Origin of the sequence: Saccharopolyspora griseoalba (assembly GCF_042665275.1) — a bacterium.
Lineage (GTDB): Bacteria > Actinomycetota > Actinomycetes > Mycobacteriales > Pseudonocardiaceae > Saccharopolyspora > Saccharopolyspora griseoalba.
Map to the genome: position 1 here is coordinate 1 of NZ_JBHTCJ010000011.1, position 17,206 is coordinate 17,206.

Annotated in this window: 14 protein-coding genes; 5 read left to right on the top strand and 9 right to left on the bottom strand. The window is 72.1% G+C overall.

All coding sequences use genetic code 11. From position 1 onward, the window contains the following. Window positions 1-257: 257 nt before the first annotated feature. Window positions 258-2,081: a hypothetical protein gene (locus ACFQRI_RS19670; protein ID WP_380670725.1), complete on the bottom strand. Its 1,824-nt coding sequence runs from the start codon at window positions 2,079-2,081 to the stop codon at window positions 258-260. A gap of 362 nt (window positions 2,082-2,443) precedes the next feature. Then, on the bottom strand, window positions 2,444-4,237 hold the full coding sequence (locus ACFQRI_RS19675) for a rhamnogalacturonan lyase (RefSeq protein WP_380670728.1): 1,794 nt from the start codon (window positions 4,235-4,237) through the stop codon (window positions 2,444-2,446). Between the two features lie 244 nt (window positions 4,238-4,481). Here ACFQRI_RS19675 and ACFQRI_RS19680 point away from each other — a divergent pair, with 244 nt between their 5' ends. Beyond that, the gene (locus ACFQRI_RS19680) at window positions 4,482-4,640 is read left to right on the top strand and encodes a hypothetical protein (protein ID WP_380670730.1); all 159 of its coding nucleotides are present in this window, start codon (window positions 4,482-4,484) and stop codon (window positions 4,638-4,640) included. Window positions 4,641-4,864: 224 nt separating this feature from the next. Continuing rightward, complete coding sequence (erm, locus tag ACFQRI_RS19685; RefSeq protein WP_380670732.1) at window positions 4,865-5,713, top strand: 23S ribosomal RNA methyltransferase Erm; 849 nt, start codon at window positions 4,865-4,867, stop codon at window positions 5,711-5,713. 45 nt (window positions 5,714-5,758) lie between these two features. On the opposite strand, the gene ACFQRI_RS19690 is transcribed toward erm, so the two are convergent. After that, complete coding sequence (locus ACFQRI_RS19690; RefSeq protein WP_380670734.1) at window positions 5,759-6,445, bottom strand: type 1 glutamine amidotransferase domain-containing protein; 687 nt, start codon at window positions 6,443-6,445, stop codon at window positions 5,759-5,761. 143 nt (window positions 6,446-6,588) lie between these two features. Here ACFQRI_RS19690 and ACFQRI_RS19695 point away from each other — a divergent pair, with 143 nt between their 5' ends. Next, window positions 6,589-7,536 (top strand): LysR family transcriptional regulator, encoded by a 948-nt coding sequence (locus tag ACFQRI_RS19695; RefSeq protein WP_380670736.1) that lies wholly within the window; start codon window positions 6,589-6,591, stop codon window positions 7,534-7,536. Between the two features lie 34 nt (window positions 7,537-7,570). On the opposite strand, the gene ACFQRI_RS19700 is transcribed toward ACFQRI_RS19695, so the two are convergent. After that, window positions 7,571-8,203, bottom strand: coding sequence for a nucleoside/nucleotide kinase family protein (locus ACFQRI_RS19700; protein ID WP_380670738.1), 633 nt, complete (start codon window positions 8,201-8,203; stop codon window positions 7,571-7,573). After that, on the bottom strand, window positions 8,200-9,573 hold the full coding sequence (locus ACFQRI_RS19705) for a sugar porter family MFS transporter (RefSeq protein WP_380670740.1): 1,374 nt from the start codon (window positions 9,571-9,573) through the stop codon (window positions 8,200-8,202). Before ACFQRI_RS19705 ends, ACFQRI_RS19700 begins: the two co-directional genes overlap by 4 nt. Window positions 9,574-9,693: 120 nt before the next feature. Here ACFQRI_RS19705 and ACFQRI_RS19710 point away from each other — a divergent pair, with 120 nt between their 5' ends. Next, entirely contained in the window at window positions 9,694-10,728 is a 1,035-nt protein-coding gene (locus ACFQRI_RS19710) for a LacI family DNA-binding transcriptional regulator (RefSeq protein WP_380670742.1), read from the top strand. Between the two features lie 141 nt (window positions 10,729-10,869). On the opposite strand, the gene ACFQRI_RS19715 is transcribed toward ACFQRI_RS19710, so the two are convergent. Beyond that, the gene (locus tag ACFQRI_RS19715) at window positions 10,870-11,427 is read right to left on the bottom strand and encodes a sigma-70 family RNA polymerase sigma factor (protein ID WP_380670744.1); all 558 of its coding nucleotides are present in this window, start codon (window positions 11,425-11,427) and stop codon (window positions 10,870-10,872) included. Window positions 11,428-11,657: 230 nt separating this feature from the next. Then, window positions 11,658-14,363: a helix-turn-helix transcriptional regulator gene (locus ACFQRI_RS19720; protein ID WP_380670746.1), complete on the bottom strand. Its 2,706-nt coding sequence runs from the start codon at window positions 14,361-14,363 to the stop codon at window positions 11,658-11,660. 141 nt (window positions 14,364-14,504) lie between these two features. Here ACFQRI_RS19720 and ACFQRI_RS19725 point away from each other — a divergent pair, with 141 nt between their 5' ends. Next, window positions 14,505-15,377, top strand: coding sequence for a macrolide 2'-phosphotransferase (locus ACFQRI_RS19725; protein WP_380670748.1), 873 nt, complete (start codon window positions 14,505-14,507; stop codon window positions 15,375-15,377). Window positions 15,378-15,407: 30 nt separating this feature from the next. Here the strand turns inward: ACFQRI_RS19725 and ACFQRI_RS19730 are convergent, their stop codons facing one another. Together ACFQRI_RS19730 and ACFQRI_RS19735 are read right to left on the bottom strand one after the other, a co-directional pair. Further along, entirely contained in the window at window positions 15,408-16,340 is a 933-nt protein-coding gene (locus ACFQRI_RS19730; RefSeq protein WP_380670750.1) for an alpha/beta fold hydrolase, read from the bottom strand. Window positions 16,341-16,618: 278 nt separating this feature from the next. Beyond that, window positions 16,619-17,173 carry a GNAT family N-acetyltransferase gene (locus tag ACFQRI_RS19735; RefSeq protein ID WP_380670752.1) on the bottom strand — a complete coding sequence of 185 codons (555 nt, stop codon included), beginning with the start codon at window positions 17,171-17,173 and terminating at the stop codon, window positions 16,619-16,621. Window positions 17,174-17,206 lie beyond the last annotated feature (33 nt).

Below are 17,206 nucleotides of genomic sequence, written 5' to 3' on the forward strand. Positions count from 1 at the left end.
CCGCCACGCCCGAGGCCGGTAACAACGGCTCGATGACCTGCCACTGCTCATCAGTCAACTCATGCCTTTTCACCATCAACCAAGATCAAACCAGGCCACCCACACCCACTTTGAGGACACCCCCTAGGGGCTGTCGAGGAAGTCGTGGGGCGGTGGCCCTCTTTCACCGAAGGTCCCCGAGCGCGCGCTCGGGGACCTTCGGTGAAAAAGGCGCATGCTCGTCGCCAGGACCGCGGAGCAAGGCGCTCGGCGTCAGGTCACGGGTAGCTGACGACGTTGGACGGTTGGGTGTCCGGCGGGGTGATCTCGCCGGTGTCGTTGATGACGTGCTCGGTGGCGCCCTTGTCGTTCAGCGACACCGTCACCAGGCTGTGGAACTTCACGTTCGGGTTCTCCGGGACCTCGAAGGCGTGGTAGTTGCGCACCTCCGGGTTGGTGTTGAAGTAGTTGTAGCTGCCCAGGCCCCACGCCTCGTGCGAGGTGACGTCGTCGGCGACCTTGTAGGCAGCCCAGCCCTCGAGCCCGTCCTCGTTCATGTACGACGCCTGGTCGGGAACGTCGTAGGGCTGCTCGTTCTGGTAGAAGACCGTCGTGCCGCCGTTGCCGTTCCAGATCGTCTGGTACTTCTGGTAGTGCTCGACGAACAGCCCGGTGGCCGTCACGTCGTCGCCGTTGACCGTCACGCCGGTCTCGCCGGTGTTGACGTCCCAGCCGAAGGTGCCCTCGTTACCGTGGTCGGCGCGCCAGGCCCAGATGTGGTCGAGCAGCGTGTTGTTGCTGTTGACCACCAGGCTCCGGGTCGCCTTGCCCGCGATCGATCCGCCGAGGCGGAAGAACACGTCCTGCACGCTGATCGGGTTCTGCGCGTGGTCGGCCGAAGCGCCTTCCGCGCCCACGGTCAGCAGGCTCGGCGAGTTGGTCTCGCCGGCGTCGAAGAGCAGGCCCTTGAGCCGGATGCCGTCGGCGTCGGCGACCTGCATGGCGGGCTTGCCGGTGGTGGGCTGCAGCGTCGGGTAGCCGATGCCCAGCACGACCGTGTCCGGGTTGGTCACGTCGATCGTGTCGTCGAGGTGGTAGACGCCCGGGGTGAAGAGCAGGTTGCAGCCCCGCGAGAGCGCGTCGTCGATGGTCTGCGCGGTGTCGGTGGGCTTGGCGACGTAGAACTCGCTCATCGGCACCGAGGTGCCCGGGGTGTCCCCGCCCGCCCAGCTCGGGCCCGAGGCCTCGGGGCGCAGCTCCGGCTTGTTCACGTGGAACGAGCCCTGCTCGTCGGCGTAGAGGTAGGGCACGTCGCGGGAGACCGGGGTGGTCGGCAGGGCGGTGTGCGGCGGGTCCGGGAACGCGGTGCTCGGGGCGCCCTCGACGCCGGAGAACACCATGTTCCACACGCTGCCGTACCAGCTGCCGTACTGGGAGTCCTTGGAGTACCACTGCTGCTGCGAGGAGGACTCGGTGGTGCCGTCGACCACGGAGTCGGAGATGTAGCCGCCGCTGGCCCAGCCGTAGCTCTTCGGGTACAGGTCCAGGTCGCCCTTGACGTGCATCCTGCGGAACGGAGCGGCCTGCGAGACCGCCCAGCGGTTGGTCCCCTCTGGGGTGACCGTCATGTTCTCGGCGGAACGCCAGAAGTTCTGCGTGGCGTTGCCCTCGTCGCTCTCGTTGAACGCGTCGACGGTGAGGTTGCCGTTGAGGTTCACGTCGCCGGGGTTCTTGCCCAGCCCGGCGACCGAGGTGTAGTAGCCGACGTTGATGTGGTTGTCGTAGTCGCCGGGCATGAACAGGTGGGCGACCCGGTCCTCGGACATCTGGTCGGCCTGGGTGTCCTTGAGGTTCTCGAAGTCGGCGTCGAGCTGCCGCTGGATCTGGTCGGGGGGCATGCTCGGGTCGAAGACGTGCACGTTCTCGCCGAAGTCCGGCGTGTTCGTGCCGCCGCAGGCCGCCGGGCGGACGTCGCCGGGCTGCGGTGCCTTCGCGAGCGGGGCGGCCGATGCGGCCGGCGCCGTCGCGGTCACGACGGCGAGCGCGGCCATCCCGGCGAAGAACGGGAATCGGCGCCCGCGCCGTTGTGGAACGGGGGTCATGGGATACGCACCTCCTGGGGAGAACAGCGCAGAGAGCGCTCTCAGCGCGGCACCCTAGACCGATCAAGAACCGGAAGGAAGACCTCCGGTGCGGTGAAGCTCCGTCGCGCGCGAGTTCCCGTTTTCCCCGTATTGCACGTCATCCCAGCGCTGCGCGGATCGATCCGTCCGCCGTGGCCCAGCTTCCCGTCCGCTGGTTGGAACGTTCCCATTATTCGCAAGAGGTTTCGCGATCCGGACGTGCGAAGCCGCCCCGCACGCGCGCACCCTGGTCGAATCGCGCGTGCGGGGCGTGCGACTTCTGATGAAGGAAGTCCAACGGCGAGGCCCGGGGACTTTTCCCATCAGAAGTCCGGGTCGGGTCAGCGCTGGTCGTCGAGCGCGTAGCTCGGGTGCGGCGGTTGGTTGTAGGCGGTGTTCTGCCAGGCGACCGCCAGCCGGTACTGGCGGTCCTCCATCAGGCTCGGCAGCCGCACGTCGGTGGGTTCGGTGGTGCTGAACACCCGCAGCGCCGAGCTGTCGGTGGTGCGGTAGACGACCTCCTCGCGCCAGTCGCCGAGCAGGTCTGCCGACAGCGCCGGGGTTGCCTTGGTGCCGTTGTTCGAGGCCACTCCGGGGAAGTCCTGCAGCCGCCGCTCGCCCTCGGGCGCGTACTCGTCGACGTGGGTGTCGTCGAGCAGCTCGCGGGTGGTGTCGCCGTCCCACCAGACCAGGAAGTTCATCGACTCCGGTGGCCTGCCGACGGGGTCGCCCGCGGAGTTGCGCAGCTGGTCGTCGTTCATCGACCAGTACTCCGCTCCCGGGTTGTCCGCCCAGATGTCGCCTGCGACGCCGCGGCCGTTGTCGCCGGCCGGCGGGGTCTGCCAGAGCACCTCGCCGGTGGCCGCGTCGGCCAGGAAGGAGCTGGGCTGGTCGGACTCCTCGTCGACCTTGAAGACCTCCTGGCCCGGGCGCTGCGGGTCGAGGTCGCTGACGTGCATCGCGTCGCCGTGTCCGAAACCGGTGTTCCACAGCGGGGTTCCGTCGTCGTCGAGGGCCATCGCGCCGTAGACGATCTCGTCGCTGCCGTCGCCGTCCACGTCGGCCACCGAGAGGTTGTGGTTGCCCTGACCGGCGTACTGCTCCCCGGCCACGTCGCTGTCGAAGGTCCACAGCGGGGTCAGCTCCCCGCCGCTGAAGCGCCAGGCGGTGATCACCGACCGGGTGTAGTAGCCGCGCGCCTCGATCAGCGCGGGCTCGCCGCCGATCTGCGCGGTCGCGGCCAGGAAGCGGTCCGAGCGGTTGCCGATCGGGTCGCCCCAGCCGTTGGGATCGCCGCGCTGCGGGATGTAGTCGGTGGTGTGCGCGGCCGCGCCGGTGCGGCCGTCGAACATCGTGAGGAACTCCGGGCCGCCGAGCACGAAGCCCTCCTCGGTGCGGTGGTCGGCGTTCGGGTCGCCGATCGTGCTGCCGGTGCCGTCCACGGTCCCGTCGGCGGTCTTGACCGCCACCTCGGCGCTCCCGTCGCCGTCGTAGTCGTAGACCTGGAACTGCGTGTAGTGCGCCCCGGCGCGGATGTTGCGCCCCAGGTCGATGCGCCACAGCCGGGTGCCGTCCGTGTCGTAGGCGTCCAGGATCTGGTTGCCGGTGTAGCCGGTCTGCGAGTTGTCCTTGGAGTTCGACGGGTCCCACTTGACCACGTGCTCGTAGTCGCCGTCCCCGTCGAGGTCGCCGACGCTGACGTCGTTGGCGCTGTAGGTGTAGTCCACGCCGTCGGGAGTGGTTCCGCCCTCGGGCACCTGCAGCGGGATGTCGAAGTGGTCGGCCTCGGCCGCGCGGGTGCGGTCGGCCGCCGCGGCGGGCGCGGTGCCGGCGGGCACCACGGCGTACTCGGCACCGGGCGGCGCGCCCCGGTCGAGGAAGCTGGTGGCGCGCCGCAGCGGTTCCCGGTTGACCTTGGTGCCGTCGCGGTAGACGTCGAAGGCAAGCTGGGCGGGGTCGGCGGGCAGCGACCGCCAGGACACGAAGTTGCCGTCGCCGGAGCGGAGGGCCACCACGGCCCGGTTGGCCTCCGGCGGCTCGGCGGTGGCGGTTGCGGCGATCGGGAACAAGCCTATGGTCAGCGCGGACAGCAGGCCGATGCGGGCCCGGGTTCGCTTCTCCCGTGATGAATCCATTGTGGACGGTCCCATTCTGCTCGGGGGTGCCGCGTCGCACCCCGGCGGATGGTGCGTTCGGAAACACTCGTCGACGAGCATGTTGGGTAAGCGCTTTCCGAAGCATACGGAGGTGGCACCTCCGGCGCAAGGATCGGCGGACCGCACGGGACACGCCGGGGCGACCGGCTGGTGGCGAGCTCCAGCGCCGAATGCGAACATCGGGAGCCCGGATCGGTTTTCGAGCAGACGGGGGGAGCGTCCGGTGGCGGTCAAGATCGTGCACACCGAGCTGCGGCAGGAACTGCGCTTCGGCGATCGCGCAACCGCGGAGCACTACGTCCACCACCACGGCGGCCCCAGGGCCTGGCGCATCACCACGGTTCCGGGGCGCAGCCCGCAGCGCACCGAGGACCGCGGCTAGGGGGCGCGGCGAGGCCGTCGACGGCTCGGGTCCCGGCGCGGTCGGCCTCGCTGCTAATCTGCACGTGATGGGTATCTGCGTGAGTGCCGCGTGCTACGTGAGGATCCGCCGCTCCTAGCGGCGAGCTGACCTCACCTCTTCTCAGCTCCGCCGCACATCGGGTCATCGCCGGTGCGGCGCCTTCGTGCTGCCCGGCTCCGATTCTCTCCACTCGGAGCGCACTCATGCCTTCTCCCACCCCTGGTGGACCGCACGAGCTCGGCCAGAACTTCCTCGTCGACCGGACCACGATCCGCATGATCGAGGATCTGGTCGCCCGGACGAGCGGACCGATCGTGGAGGTCGGTCCCGGTGACGGCGCGCTGACGGTGCCGCTGAGCCGGTCCGGGCGTCCGCTGACCGCGGTCGAGATCGACCCGAAGCGCGCTCGCCGGCTGCAGCGGCGCGTGCCCGAGCACGTCGCCGTGGTCAACGCCGACGTGCTGCGGTACCGGTTCCCGCGGCATCCGCACGTGCTGGTGGGCAACCTGCCCTTCCACCTCACCACCGCAGCGCTGAAGCGCATCCTCGCCGAGCAGCGCTGGCAGACCGCGATCCTGCTGGTGCAGTGGGAAGTCGCCCGGCGGCGCGCCGGCGTGGGCGGGGCGAGCATGCTGACCGCGAGCTGGTGGCCCTGGTACCAGTTCACCCTGCACGCCAGGGTCGCCGCCCGCTCGTTCCGCCCGGTCCCGGCCGTGGACGGCGGGCTGCTGAGCATCGCGCGCCGGGACCGCCCGCTCGTCGCCGAGCGCACCGCCTACCAGCGGTTCGTCCGCGAGGTCTTCACCGGGCGCGGCCGCGGGCTGGGCGAGATCGCGGTCCGGAGCGGCCGCTTCGACCGCGGCGAGCTGCGCGAGTGGCTGCGCGCGCAACGCCTGTCGCCGCAGGCGCTGCCCAAGGACCTCACCGCCGAGCAGTGGGCGTCGCTGTGGCACCGCGCGGTGCGGTCGGCGCCTCCCGGCGATCGGGCGCGCGACCGAGGTCGTCCTGGTCGAGCGCACGATCAGCAGCACGGCCGTCGGCGGCGTAGGTGAGGGCCCGGTGGCGAAGCCGACCGGGCCATCGCTCGGCGATCTCGCTCAGAGGACCTTGAGCAGCTCCTGGGCCAGCGGCGCCGAGGACGCCGGGTTCTGCCCGGTGTGCAGGTTGCGGTCGACGACGACGTTGGCCGCCCAGGGCTCGCCCTCGGCGAAGTCCACGCCCAGCTCGACCAGGCGGTCCTGCAGCAGCCACGCGGCCTTGTCGGCCAGCCCCGCCTGGCGCTCCTCGGCGTTGGTGAACCCGGTGACCCGGTAGCCGCGGAACGGCGAGTTCGGGCCGGTGGCCAGCAGCGCGGCGGGCGCGTGGCAGACCACGCCGAGCGGCTTGCCGGAGTTCAGCGCCTCGGTCAGCAGCGCGCCGGACTCGGCGCTGACCGCGAGGTCCTCCATCGGGCCGTGCCCGCCGGGGTAGAACACCGCGTCGTGGTCGGCCGGCTTCGCCTGCGCGAGGTCGATCGGGTTGCGCAGCACGCTCGCCGCTTCGTCGAGGACGGCCGCGATGTGGTCGGCGCGCTCCTGGCCGCCGTTGGCCTCGGCGCCCAGGCTCCCCCGGTCGACCGGCGGCTCGACCGCGCCGGGCGTGGCGACCACGACCTCGTGCCCCGCCTTGGTGAACGCCTCGTAGGGCGCCACGAACTCCTCGGCCCAGAACCCGGTGGGGTGCTTGGTGCCGTCGGCCAGCGTCCAGTGATCGGCGCCGGTCATCACGAACAGGATCTTCGCCATTCGAATTCGCGCTCCGGTTGCGGGTGTCGGTGCTTGCCCCTTCGACGGTAGGCGCGCTGCCATCAGGGTGCCAATCACCGATGCGATGCGATCTATCAGGATCCTGATGGGTCAGCGGGGTCGGCGCGGCTAGCATCGTGGGCGTGGTGTCCAGTGATTCCGATGGCCCGGTCGACCTCGGGCAGCTGCGCACGTTCCTGGCCGTCCACCGGACGGGGTCGTTCACCGCGGCGGCCGGTGATCTCGGGGTGTCCCAGCCGACCGTGACCGGGCAGGTCCGGGCCCTGGAGAACCGCCTCGGGCGACAGCTGTTCGAGCGCATGCCGCGAGGTGCGGCGGCGACGGCGGCGGCCGACGAGCTGGCCGCGCAGGTCGCGGCCCCGCTGGACGAGCTAGCGGCGGTGACCGAGCGCAGGCTGGGCGCGCTGTCCGAGCCGGTGCAGCTGGCCGGGCCCGCCGAACTGCTGTGCGCGCGGGCGCTGCCCGCGCTCGCGCCGCTGGTCTCCGACGGGCTGCGGCTGCGGGTGACCACCGGGCTGGCCGACGAGCTGCTCGACGGGCTGCGGCTGCGGGTGACCACCGGGCTGGCCGACGAGCTGCTCGACGGGCTGCGCGCGGCCCGCTACGACCTGGTGCTGTCCTCGATCCGGCCCCGCGGTCGCAGCGTGATCGCGACGCCGCTGGTCGACGAGGAGTTCGTGCTGGTGGCCTCCCCGGAGCGGGCGGGGCGCCTCGAGCGGGTGGACCCGGCAGCGCTGGCCGGCGTGCCGCTGCTCGCCTACGCCGAGGACCTGCCGATCGTGCGGCGGTACTGGCGCCACGTGTTCGGGCGGCGGCTGACCGGCCAGGCCGCGGTGGTCGTCCCGGACCTGCGCGGCCTGCTCGCCGCCACCGCCGCCGGCGCGGGGATCACCGTGCTGCCCCGCTACCTGTGCGCCGACGAGCTGGACTCGGGAGCCCTCGTCCCGCTGCTGGAGCCCGAGGACCCGCCGTTCAACACCATCTACCTCGCCGAGCGCCCCGGAGCCCCCGAGCGCCCCGCGGTCACCCGCACCCGGGACCACCTCCTCGACGTCGCGGGGAGCTGGTGAGCCGCACGGCTCACCAGCTCCCCGCGCGGGTGCGTCACCAGGACTCGTCGATGATCAGGTCGGCCCGGTCGCGGGTGGGTGCGATCCGGTCGGCGTTGGGCAGGTCCGTTCCCTCCACCCACGCCCGCGCCGCGGCCGGGTCCTTGCCGTGGTGGGTGTGCCGGTCGACCAGCCGCGAGACCAGGACCTCGCGCGGCGGGTCGAGGAACCACGTCTCGTCGAGCAGGCCGCGCACCTCGGCCCACGGGCCCTCGTCGAGCAGCAGGTAGTTGCCCTCGGTGATCACCAGCGGCACCTCGGGGCCCACCGCGATGGAACCCGCGTAGGACTCCTCGACCTCGCGGTGGAACTCCGGGGCGTACACCGCGTGCTCGCCGGGCTCGCGCAGCCGCCGCAGCAGGGCGGCGAAGCCCGCCGAGTCGAAGGTGTCCGGCGCGCCCTTGCGGTCCCGCCTGCCGAGGCGGCGCAGCTCCGCCTCGGCCAGGTGGAAGCCGTCCATCGGCACCACGACGGCCTTCGATCCCAGGTCCTCCAGCAGCTCCGCGGCCAGCGTTCCCTTGCCCGAGCCGGGCGGGCCGGCGATCCCCAGGATCTGCCGCCGCCCCGTCGAGGCCAGCTGTCGGGCGCGGTCGAGCAGGGCGGGCAGGCCTCCGCGGTGGGCCGTCATGCCTCGCTCCGGCCGCGCAGGGAGCTCTCGATGTCCTCCAGCGTGCGGTTCTTGGTCTCCGGCAGGTTCCGGTACAGGTAGACCAGGCCGACGAGGCCGAACAGGCCGTAGATCCAGAACAGGCCGGTGGCGGTCAGCGCGTTGATCAGGGTCAGCACCGAGATCGAGATCAGGAAGTCCAGACCCCAGTGCGTCACCGTGCCGACGCCGGCGGCCTTGCCGCGCACGGCGGTCGGGAACACCTCGCTGTTGATCAGCCAGATCGCCAGGCCCAGGCTGGCCGCGAACGCCGCCTCGTAGAGCATCAGGCCCGCTGTGAGCAGCAGCCCCAGCCCGTGCACGCTCGGCAGCAGGTACAGCGCACCGAGGCCGAACAGCACCGCCACCACCACCGCGGTGCCGCCGAGCAGCAGCGGACGGCGTCCCACCTTGTCGATGAGCAGCAGCGCCAGCATCGTGAAGATCATGTTCGCCGCGCCGATGCCCACCGAGGACAGGATCGCCGCGGAGTCGCCCATCCCGGCCTGCTTGAGGATGGTCGGCGCGTAGTAGATCACCGCGTTGACGCCGACGAGCTGGTTGGTGGCCGCCACCGCGAAGCCCAGCAGCACGGCCGGGCGCAGCTTGGGCTTGAGCAGGTCGCGGTAGCTGAACCTGCTCTCCTCGCGCATCGTCTCGCGCATCTCGTCCAGCGAGGCGTCGGCGTCGGCGGGGGAGTGGGTGCGCAGCAGCGCGTTGCGCGCCTCCTCGGCGCGGCCCTTGGTCAGCAACCAGCGCGGGCTCTCGGCCAGGGTGAACAGACCGATCAGCATGATCACCGACGGGACCACGGCCAGACCGAGCATCCAGCGCCACCCGCCGCTCTCGGCGAAGGCGTAGCCGACCAGGTAGGACGTGAAGATGCCGATGGTGATCATCAGCTGGTTCATCGAGACCAGGCGCCCGCGCAGCGTCGGCGGGGCGATCTCGGCGATGTAGGTGGGCACCACCAGCGAGCTGCCGCCGATGGCCAGCCCCAGCAGGATCCGGGCGACGACGAGGACGTCGGTGCTCGGCGCCAGCGCGGACAGCAGCGCTCCGAGGGTGAACACCGCCGACAGGACGATCAGGGTGGTCTTGCGGCCGATGCGGTCCACCAGCGGGCCCGCGCCCACGGCGCCGGCGATCGCGCCCAGCAGCAGCGAGGCGACGACGAACTGCTGCGCGGCGTCGGAGAGCGCGAACTCGGGTGCGATGTAGAGCAGCGCCGCGGAGATCACCCCGGTGTCGTAGCCGAAGAGCAGGCCGCCGAGCGCGGCGATGGTGGACGCGCCGAGCACGGCGCCCCGGCGTCCCCGGGCTGCCACCTGCGGTGGCGTTGCGGTGGTCATGTACTGCCTCCCAGACCCGCGGCCGTGCGGGGTCGACGTGCGCCGAGGCGCGATCTCCTCCTTGAGCGAACGGGAATGTAAACCTCAGTTAAGCGCTTGCGCAAGCGCTTAACTGCTATGGTGTGTGCCACCGACGAGCCCGAGGGAGTGCTGGCCGACATGGCGACGATGGCCGATGTTGCGCGCGTCGCGGGGGTGTCCACCGCGACGGTCTCGCACGTCATCAACGGCACGCGGACCGTCCGCCAGGAGACCAGGCGCGCCGTCGAGGCCGCCGTCGAGGTCACCGGATACAGCCCGAACACCCTGGCCCGCTCGCTGGCCACCGGTGGCACCCGCTCGGTGGCGGTGGTCATGTCGGCCATCTCCAACCCCTACTTCGGGCAGCTGCTGCAGGGCATCGAGGCCGAGGTCCTGCAGCGGGGCTACACGCTGCTGCTCACCGACCCGCACGACGATCCCGACTACGAGCTGACCGTGGTGCGCGACATGCACGAGCGGAGGGTCGACGGAATCGTCCTCGCCGCCTCCGCCGAACCGCGGCCGGCGCTGGACTACCTGGCCGCGCGGGGCGTGCCGGTCGTGCTGGCCGACCGCATCGTCGACGAGCGCTACGACCAGGTGGGGCCGGAGAACGTCGAGTCCACCGCGCAGCTGGTCGATCACCTCGCCGAGCACGGGCACCGCCGGATCGCGATGATCGGCGGGTTGGCGGGCCTGTCCACCACCGAGGAGCGGTTGCGCGGCTATCGCGACGGCTTGGCGCGCAACGGCATCGGGCAGGACGCGGCGCTGGTCGACTCGGGGCGCTCGGACAGCGAGGGCGCGGCGGCCGCCGTCGCCCGGCTGCTGGTCGCTCCGGACCGGCCGACGGCTCTCATCGCGGCCAACAACAGCATGACCATCGGCGCGATGCAGGCGCTGCGCCGAGCGGGGCTGTCCGTGCCGGAGGACGTGGCGCTGGTCGGCTTCGACGACTTCCCCTGGGCCGACTGCTTCGCACCGCGGCTGACGGTGGTGGCCCAGCCCTGCGAGGAGATCGGGGCCAAGGCCGCCCAACTCCTCTTCCGCCGCTTCGCGGACCCCGAAGCGCCAGCGGAGACCCACCGCTTCCCCAGCCACCTGGTCCACCGCAACTCCTGCGGCTGCCCCTGATCGACCCCCTCGAAAAACCAGGCGATTCGGCGGGCGGAAAACCAGGCGATTCCGCGGGTGGAATCCGAGGGTTTTTCGAGGAGTGCCCGGAAGGGGGCGGGGGTGGTGGTGTGTTGGGGTTGCGTTCGCGGGCTCGGCGGGTCAGGGGTGGTGCTCTGCGGTCGCTCTGAGGTTGCGCAGGGCGTGGTGGAGGCGGGACTTGACCGTGCCGGGCGGGATGCCGAGGGCGGTCGCGGCGCGCTTGGCGGTGCGGTCGTTGTAGTAGACCTCGTGGACGACCGAGCGGTGCGCGGGGTTGAGGCGGTCGACCATCGCGCGGATCGCGACGCGGTTGAGCACGGCCTCGGCGTGGTCGGCGTGCTCGACGGCCACCGCGGTACCCGCGGACTCGTCGACCTCGACCGGCCGCGCTCTCCTGGCGCGGATGCGGTCGATGGCGATGTTGTGCGCGACCCGGGTCAGCCAACCCCAGACCGAGCCCCGGTCGGGCGTGAGCGCGTCGGCGTGCTGCCAGGCCCGCAGCATCGTCTCCTGCACGATGTCCTCCGCGTGGTGCGGATCGGACAGGATGCGGTTGGTGTAGGCCAGCAGCCGGAGGTAGTACTCCTGGTAGAGCGCTCTCAGCGCGCGTTCGCCGTCGTGGGCGGCTCCGGCGCGTCGGGCGGCGACCGCGGGTCGCGGGTGTCCGGCGAGGGTCATGAGCACGTCCGCATTCGGATGTCGGCCCCGGGCAACTGGTCTCCACTGTGGAGGGTCGGTCCGGGTTCGGGGTTGGCGAGGACGTCCTCAGCTTGCCGTTCCTCTCGTTCGCGGGTAATCCAGGAGCTCACGTAGATTTGCCCGGAGCCCTCCCGGAACCGCTCAGATGAGCGGCCGAGGTGTAGTGCCCTTCGGCTAGGCGGCGCAATTCCGCTGCGCGAAGAGCGAAATCAGGATCCACTGTGGACCTCGTCGCGGCGGTGCCGAGTGGCCTCCACGGCGATATCCACCCGGGAGCGCACGCCCAGCTTGCTCAGCACGTGCGAGACGTGCACCTCCACGGTGCGCCGCGAGGAGCACAGCTCCGCGGCGATGTCCGGATTGCCGAGACCCTCGCCGACCAGCAGCGCGACCCGCCGCTCGGTCTTGGTCAGCGACGCCCACCCGGTGGTGGCCCGCTGCGCGCGCCTGCGGGTTCGCTGCAGGCCGTGCGCGCGCATCCGCGCGTCGACGCGCCGGAGGTCCCAGGTCGCGCCGAGCGCCTGGAAGAGCTCCGCCGCCTCGGCGTAGGCCTTCCTCGCCGCCGCCGGCTCGGCGCGCTCGGCGTGCAGCAGCGCGAGGTCCTCCAGCGCGCGAGCGCACTTGGGCGACTGGTTGGTCTTGCGGTAGAGCTCGATCGCCGCGCGCAGGGCGGGCGGGTCCCGGTCCAGCAGTCCGCGGCAGTGCTGCGAGGCGGCCAGGATGTTGGGTACGGCGCCCACCGAGGCGTCCTCGGCGCACGCGTCGTTCGCCGCCGTCGCCGTGGCGGCGTCGCCGATCTCCATCGCCAGCCGCACCAGCTGCGGGAGGAACACGTAGCGGGTGGCGAACCGATCGCCGCGTTCGAGGAACCCGGACAGCAGCTGCACCGCCCGATCGGTCTCGCCGTCGATCTCGGCGCGCAGCACCTCGGCCACCAGCGGGAACCCCCGCTCGGCCGGGCCGAGCTCGGCGAGGTGGTGGCGGAAGGCCTCGTGCTCCTCGCGCTGCCCGGCGATCATCGCCGACAGCCCGTGCAACCTGCTGCGCTCCGGCTCGGTCATGTGCGCGGTGAGCTCGGCGGCGGCTTCGAGCTCGGCGGTGGCGTCGTCCCAGCGGCCGACGGTGAAGCAGTGGTAGGCCGCCGACAGCCGGATCGCGGCCAGCCTGCTCTCGGTGGCGCTGCGCTCGGCGATCTCGAGCAGCTCGTGCAGCGCCGCGTCGGCCTCGTCGCTGCGGCCGAGCGCGAACAGCAGCATCATCCGGTCGCCGAGCACCTGCAGCCGCAGGTCGGTGTGCTCCGGGGCATCGCCCAGCGCGGCGGCGGCCTCCTCGAAGCAGATCACCGCCTCGGACAGATCGCAGCGCCTGGCCAGCCCGCTGCCGCGCACGTGCAGCGCGAGCCCGCGGGCGTAGTCGTCGCGGGCCGCGCCGGCCTCGGTCACCGCCCGCTCGACGGCGCCGTCGGCGGCTTCGAACTGGTCCTCGGTCAGCAGCACCCGGCCCAGCATCGCGTTCATCCTGGCCAGCCACGATCGATCGAAACCCGGTTGGTCGAGCGCCTCCTCGGCCACGGCGGTGGCCTCCTCGGCCAACCCGAGGGCGGCCAGCGACCAGGTCAGGTGCCAGGTGAGCTCGGCGGCTCGGGGCTGGTCGGAGCTGTCGGCCAGAGCCCTCTCCGCCAGATCGCGGACCTGCTCGGCGCGGTTGAGCTGCACCAGCGCGAGCACCCTGGTGGCGCGCAGCTCCGCTCGTCGCGGGTCGTCGCGGCGCAGCTGCGGGATGGCGGTGGCCAGCAGCTGTTCGGCGCACTCCGGTCCGCGCCGGGCGAGGGACCGCCCGTCCTCGGCCAACCAGTCCAGGGCCCAGTCGTCGAACTCGGACTCGGCGAGGTGGGCCGAGGCCAGCAGTTGCTCGCCGATCCGCTCGACCGGGGTGCCGCAGGCGTGCAGCGCGCGGGCGGCCCGGTGGTGCAGCGCCGCCCGCAGCGCGCCGGGCGTGGTCTCGCGCAGCGCCTGTCGGACCAGCCCGTGCCGGAAGGTCAACCTGGGGCCGGTCTCCTCCAGCAGCCCGGCGGTCATGGCCTCCTCGACGTGCCGCGCGAGTTCGATCATCGGACGTTCCGAGACCGCGTGCAGATCGGTCGCCGGGAACGGCGAGCCCAGCAGCGCCGCCAGGCGCAGCACGTCGCGGGCGTCCGAGGTGAGGGTGCGCAGGCCGGCGGCCACCGCCTCGGCCACTTCGCGCGGCGGTTCGGCCGAGACGACCTCGGCGATGCCCGCCGCGACCTCCAGGGGCTGGGACAGCACCAGTCGCCGGACGTAGCCGGGATTCCCGCGGGCCCCGGCCAGCTGCGCGCGCAACCTCGGGCCGATCTCGGCGGTCCCGGCCAGCCGCGCGGCCAGTTGCGCGGTGACCTCTCCTCCCAGCGGGGGCAGGGCGATCCGCGATGCGGCGAGCCCCGCGGCGAGGTCGCGGCGCGCGGGATGCGCGGTGGCGGCCAGCAGCAGCGGCAGTCGACCGGTCCGCGAGGCGAGCCGTCGCCAGACCAGCAGGCTCGTCTCGTCGGCCAGGTGCAGGTCGTCGATCGCCAGCACCAGCGGTGCCTCGCCGCAGAGCCGTCGGACCTCGGCGAGGACCTCGTCGGGGCCCGCGGCTCCCAGACCGAGGCAGTCCAGCAGGACGCGCAGCGGGAAGGCCTTCGCCGCGGCGTCGGCGGCTGTGCTGCGCACCGCGCAGCCGCGCGACGCGGCCTCGGCGAGGACCTGGTCGAGCAGGGCGGTCTTGCCGATCCCGGCCTCGCCGTCGATCCAGAGCACGGAGCCGGACCCGTCACCGGCCGCGGCGAGCAGCTGCCGGATCCGATCGATCTCCGCGCCGCGGCCCAGGACCGCAGGTTGCGCACCGCTCGCCGTCATCACCGCGCCCGCTCCCGAATCGGCGCCGCGACGCGCCCGGCCGCGGCGGAAACGCCACCGACCCGAAGATCGGCTCGTGCGTGGCGCGCAGACTACCGCCAATCGCGCGTCCCGCGGTACCGCTGCGCTACCGTCGGTGCCGTGCTGCGAGAGCTGGCCGGACGGCACGGCCTGCGGGTGCGGGTGGTCGACGTCGACGAAACCGGCTGGGACTTCCGGGTCGGCCACGCGGTCGACGAGCGGGGCGCGCGCTGGGTGCTGCGCGTGCCGCGTCGAGCCGAGGTGATCGCGCGCGCCGAGGTCGAGCGGCGGCTGCTGGAGCACCTGCGGCCGAAGCTGCGCGTGCAGCTGCCCGAGTGGGAGGTGTTCACCTCCGAGCTGATCGCCTACCGGCGGCTCCCGGGAGAACCGCTGGGGCCCGAGCACCCGGAAACCCTGGAGTACCAGTGGTGGGTCGACGCTCCCGCCGAGTACTTCGCCCGGCTCGGGGAGGTGATCGCCGAGCTGCACCGGCTCGACCCCGCCGAGCTCGCCGCGCTGGGCGCTCCGGTCAACCGGGTCGGCGACCTGCGCGGCGAGCTGGCCGGTGAGCTGCGGTGCGCGGAGCGCGAACTGGACGTGCCGCGGCAGCCCGCCGGGCGGTGGTGGGCGTGGCTGGAGGACGACCGCTACTGGACCTCCGAGGTGCGCTTCGCGCACGCCGATCTGCACCCCGGGCACACCCTGGTCGACCCGGCAGGTCGGCTGCTGGGCGTTCTGGATTGGACGGACGCGGCGATCGACGATCCGGCGGTGGACTTCCTGGCGGTGCACAACGCTTTCGGGCTCGCCGGGCTGGACCGCCTGCTGGCCGCCTACCGGGACGCGGGCGGTGCGCCGCGCCCGCGCCTGCGCGAGCACGTCGCGCTGTTCAGCGGTTTCCGGTTCAGCGTGTCGCTGGCCATCCACGGCATCGACGTGGGCAACCCGGGATTCGTCGACATCGGTCGGCGTCGGATCTGCGCATTGTTCTGAAACCCGGTGCGCGGCCGCGGATCGGGGCGCCTACGTCCCGCTGGAGGGGAACGGGTTCGGGCCTCCCTGGCGCAGCAGCGAGACCCAGCGGTCCGGATCGTGATGGGCCGGTTCGGTTTCCGCGACGAACCCCTTGAGCAGGTCGACGTAGCGGTCGGGCTCGGACCGGTGCGGGAAGTGGCCGGAGCCCTCGAAGACCTCCAAGCGGCTCCACGGCATCGCCTCGTGCAGGATCGCGGCGTGCGAGGCGGGGATGACCTGGTCGCGCTCGCCCCACACCAGCAGGGTGGGCATGCCCTCGGTGAGGTAGCAGCGGTCCAGCATCGAGGCGACCTGGCCGCCCGCGTCGACGACGGAGCGCAGGGTGCGCAGGAACGACGCGCGAGCGGTGGCGGTGCGCATCGCCGTGTAGCAGTCCAGCACGAACTCGTAGTCGTCGCCCATGCCGAGCTCGCCGGTCCAGCGGGGGACCGGTCCGAGCAGCGCGGACAGCTTGCTCAGCGGGGTGCCGGTGATCAGCGGGAGCGCTGCTTCGGCTCCCGGTGCTGCCAGCGCGCGCAGGAACGGGTGCACCTCCGGGCCGGCGCCGCCGGGGCAGGTCAGCACGAGCCGTTCGCAGCGGTGCGGGAACTGGTAGGCGAACTGCATCGCGACGCCGCCGCCCAGCGAGTGCCCGATCACCGTGGCGCTGGAGATGCCCAGCACCGCGAGCAGGTCGCGGATCCCGCAGGCGTAGGCGCCCACCGAGTAGTCGGCCCTGGGCTTGTCGGAACCGCCGTGTCCCAGCAGATCGGGTGCGATCACGGTGTGGTGCTCGGCCAGCGGTTCCAGGACTTCCCGCCAGGTGCGCGAGCTGTCCCCGATGCCGTGGATGAGCAGCAGCGCGGGGCCGTCGCCGCCGATGCGGAACGACCGCCGATACCCGTGGATCGTCCGGTGCTGCATCTCGAGCTCTGCGGCCATGCCTCCCATTGAGCCATCGCCGGGTTCCCGGCGCGTTGCACCGACGTCACCACTGCGGGGGTCTTCAACCGATCGAGTGTCTCGGCCGCTGCCGCGCGGTCCGGCGACAGCGACCGGAAACTCACCCGATCGGCGAGATCCACCGAGGCGCCTGCTCCCGAGCACCGCGACCGAGGCACCCGCACGATTCCGACACACCACCACCTCCCACCCGATCGAGTGGGGTTGCAAAAACCCTCGAATTTCGCCCGTCGAATTCGAGGGGAATTTGGCGGGGGTCAGGGGATCGGGATGGGGATTTCGAAGTGGACCGCTGGGCTGTGGGCCGGGTCGGTGCGGCCGTCGTGGATCTCCTTGGCGACGCTGCGCCAGAAGGGTTCCGCGCCTTCGATGTCGGCGTTGGTGTGCAGGTAGATGGTCTCGTAGCCCGGGGTTCGGGCGACGAACTCGCACGCCAGGTCGACCAGCGCGCGTGCCAGCCCGTTCCTGCGGTGCTCGGGGCGGATGTAGACGCGGAAGACCTGCGCCGTGGTTCCCGAGGGGTAGCGCTCGGCGAGCCACGGGGCGTGCGGCGGGCTCTTCGGTCCGTCCGCGCGCACCGCGGTGGTGCCCACGACCTCGTCGTCCAGCACCGCCACGAACAGCGCCTGCCTGGGGTCGTCGAAGTAGGCGGTGCGCATGTCGATCACGTCGCCGTGCCAGCGGGGCCGGTAGCCGTGGCCGAAGACGTTGTAGAAGGTGTCGAGCATGACCGACCGGGCGCCTTCGGCGTCCGCGGGTCCGGCTTCGCGGACCGCGTAGCGTCCGACTCGGCGTTCTTCGAGCTCCGCCACGGTTACCTCCCTCATCGGATGCAGTAGTTGAAA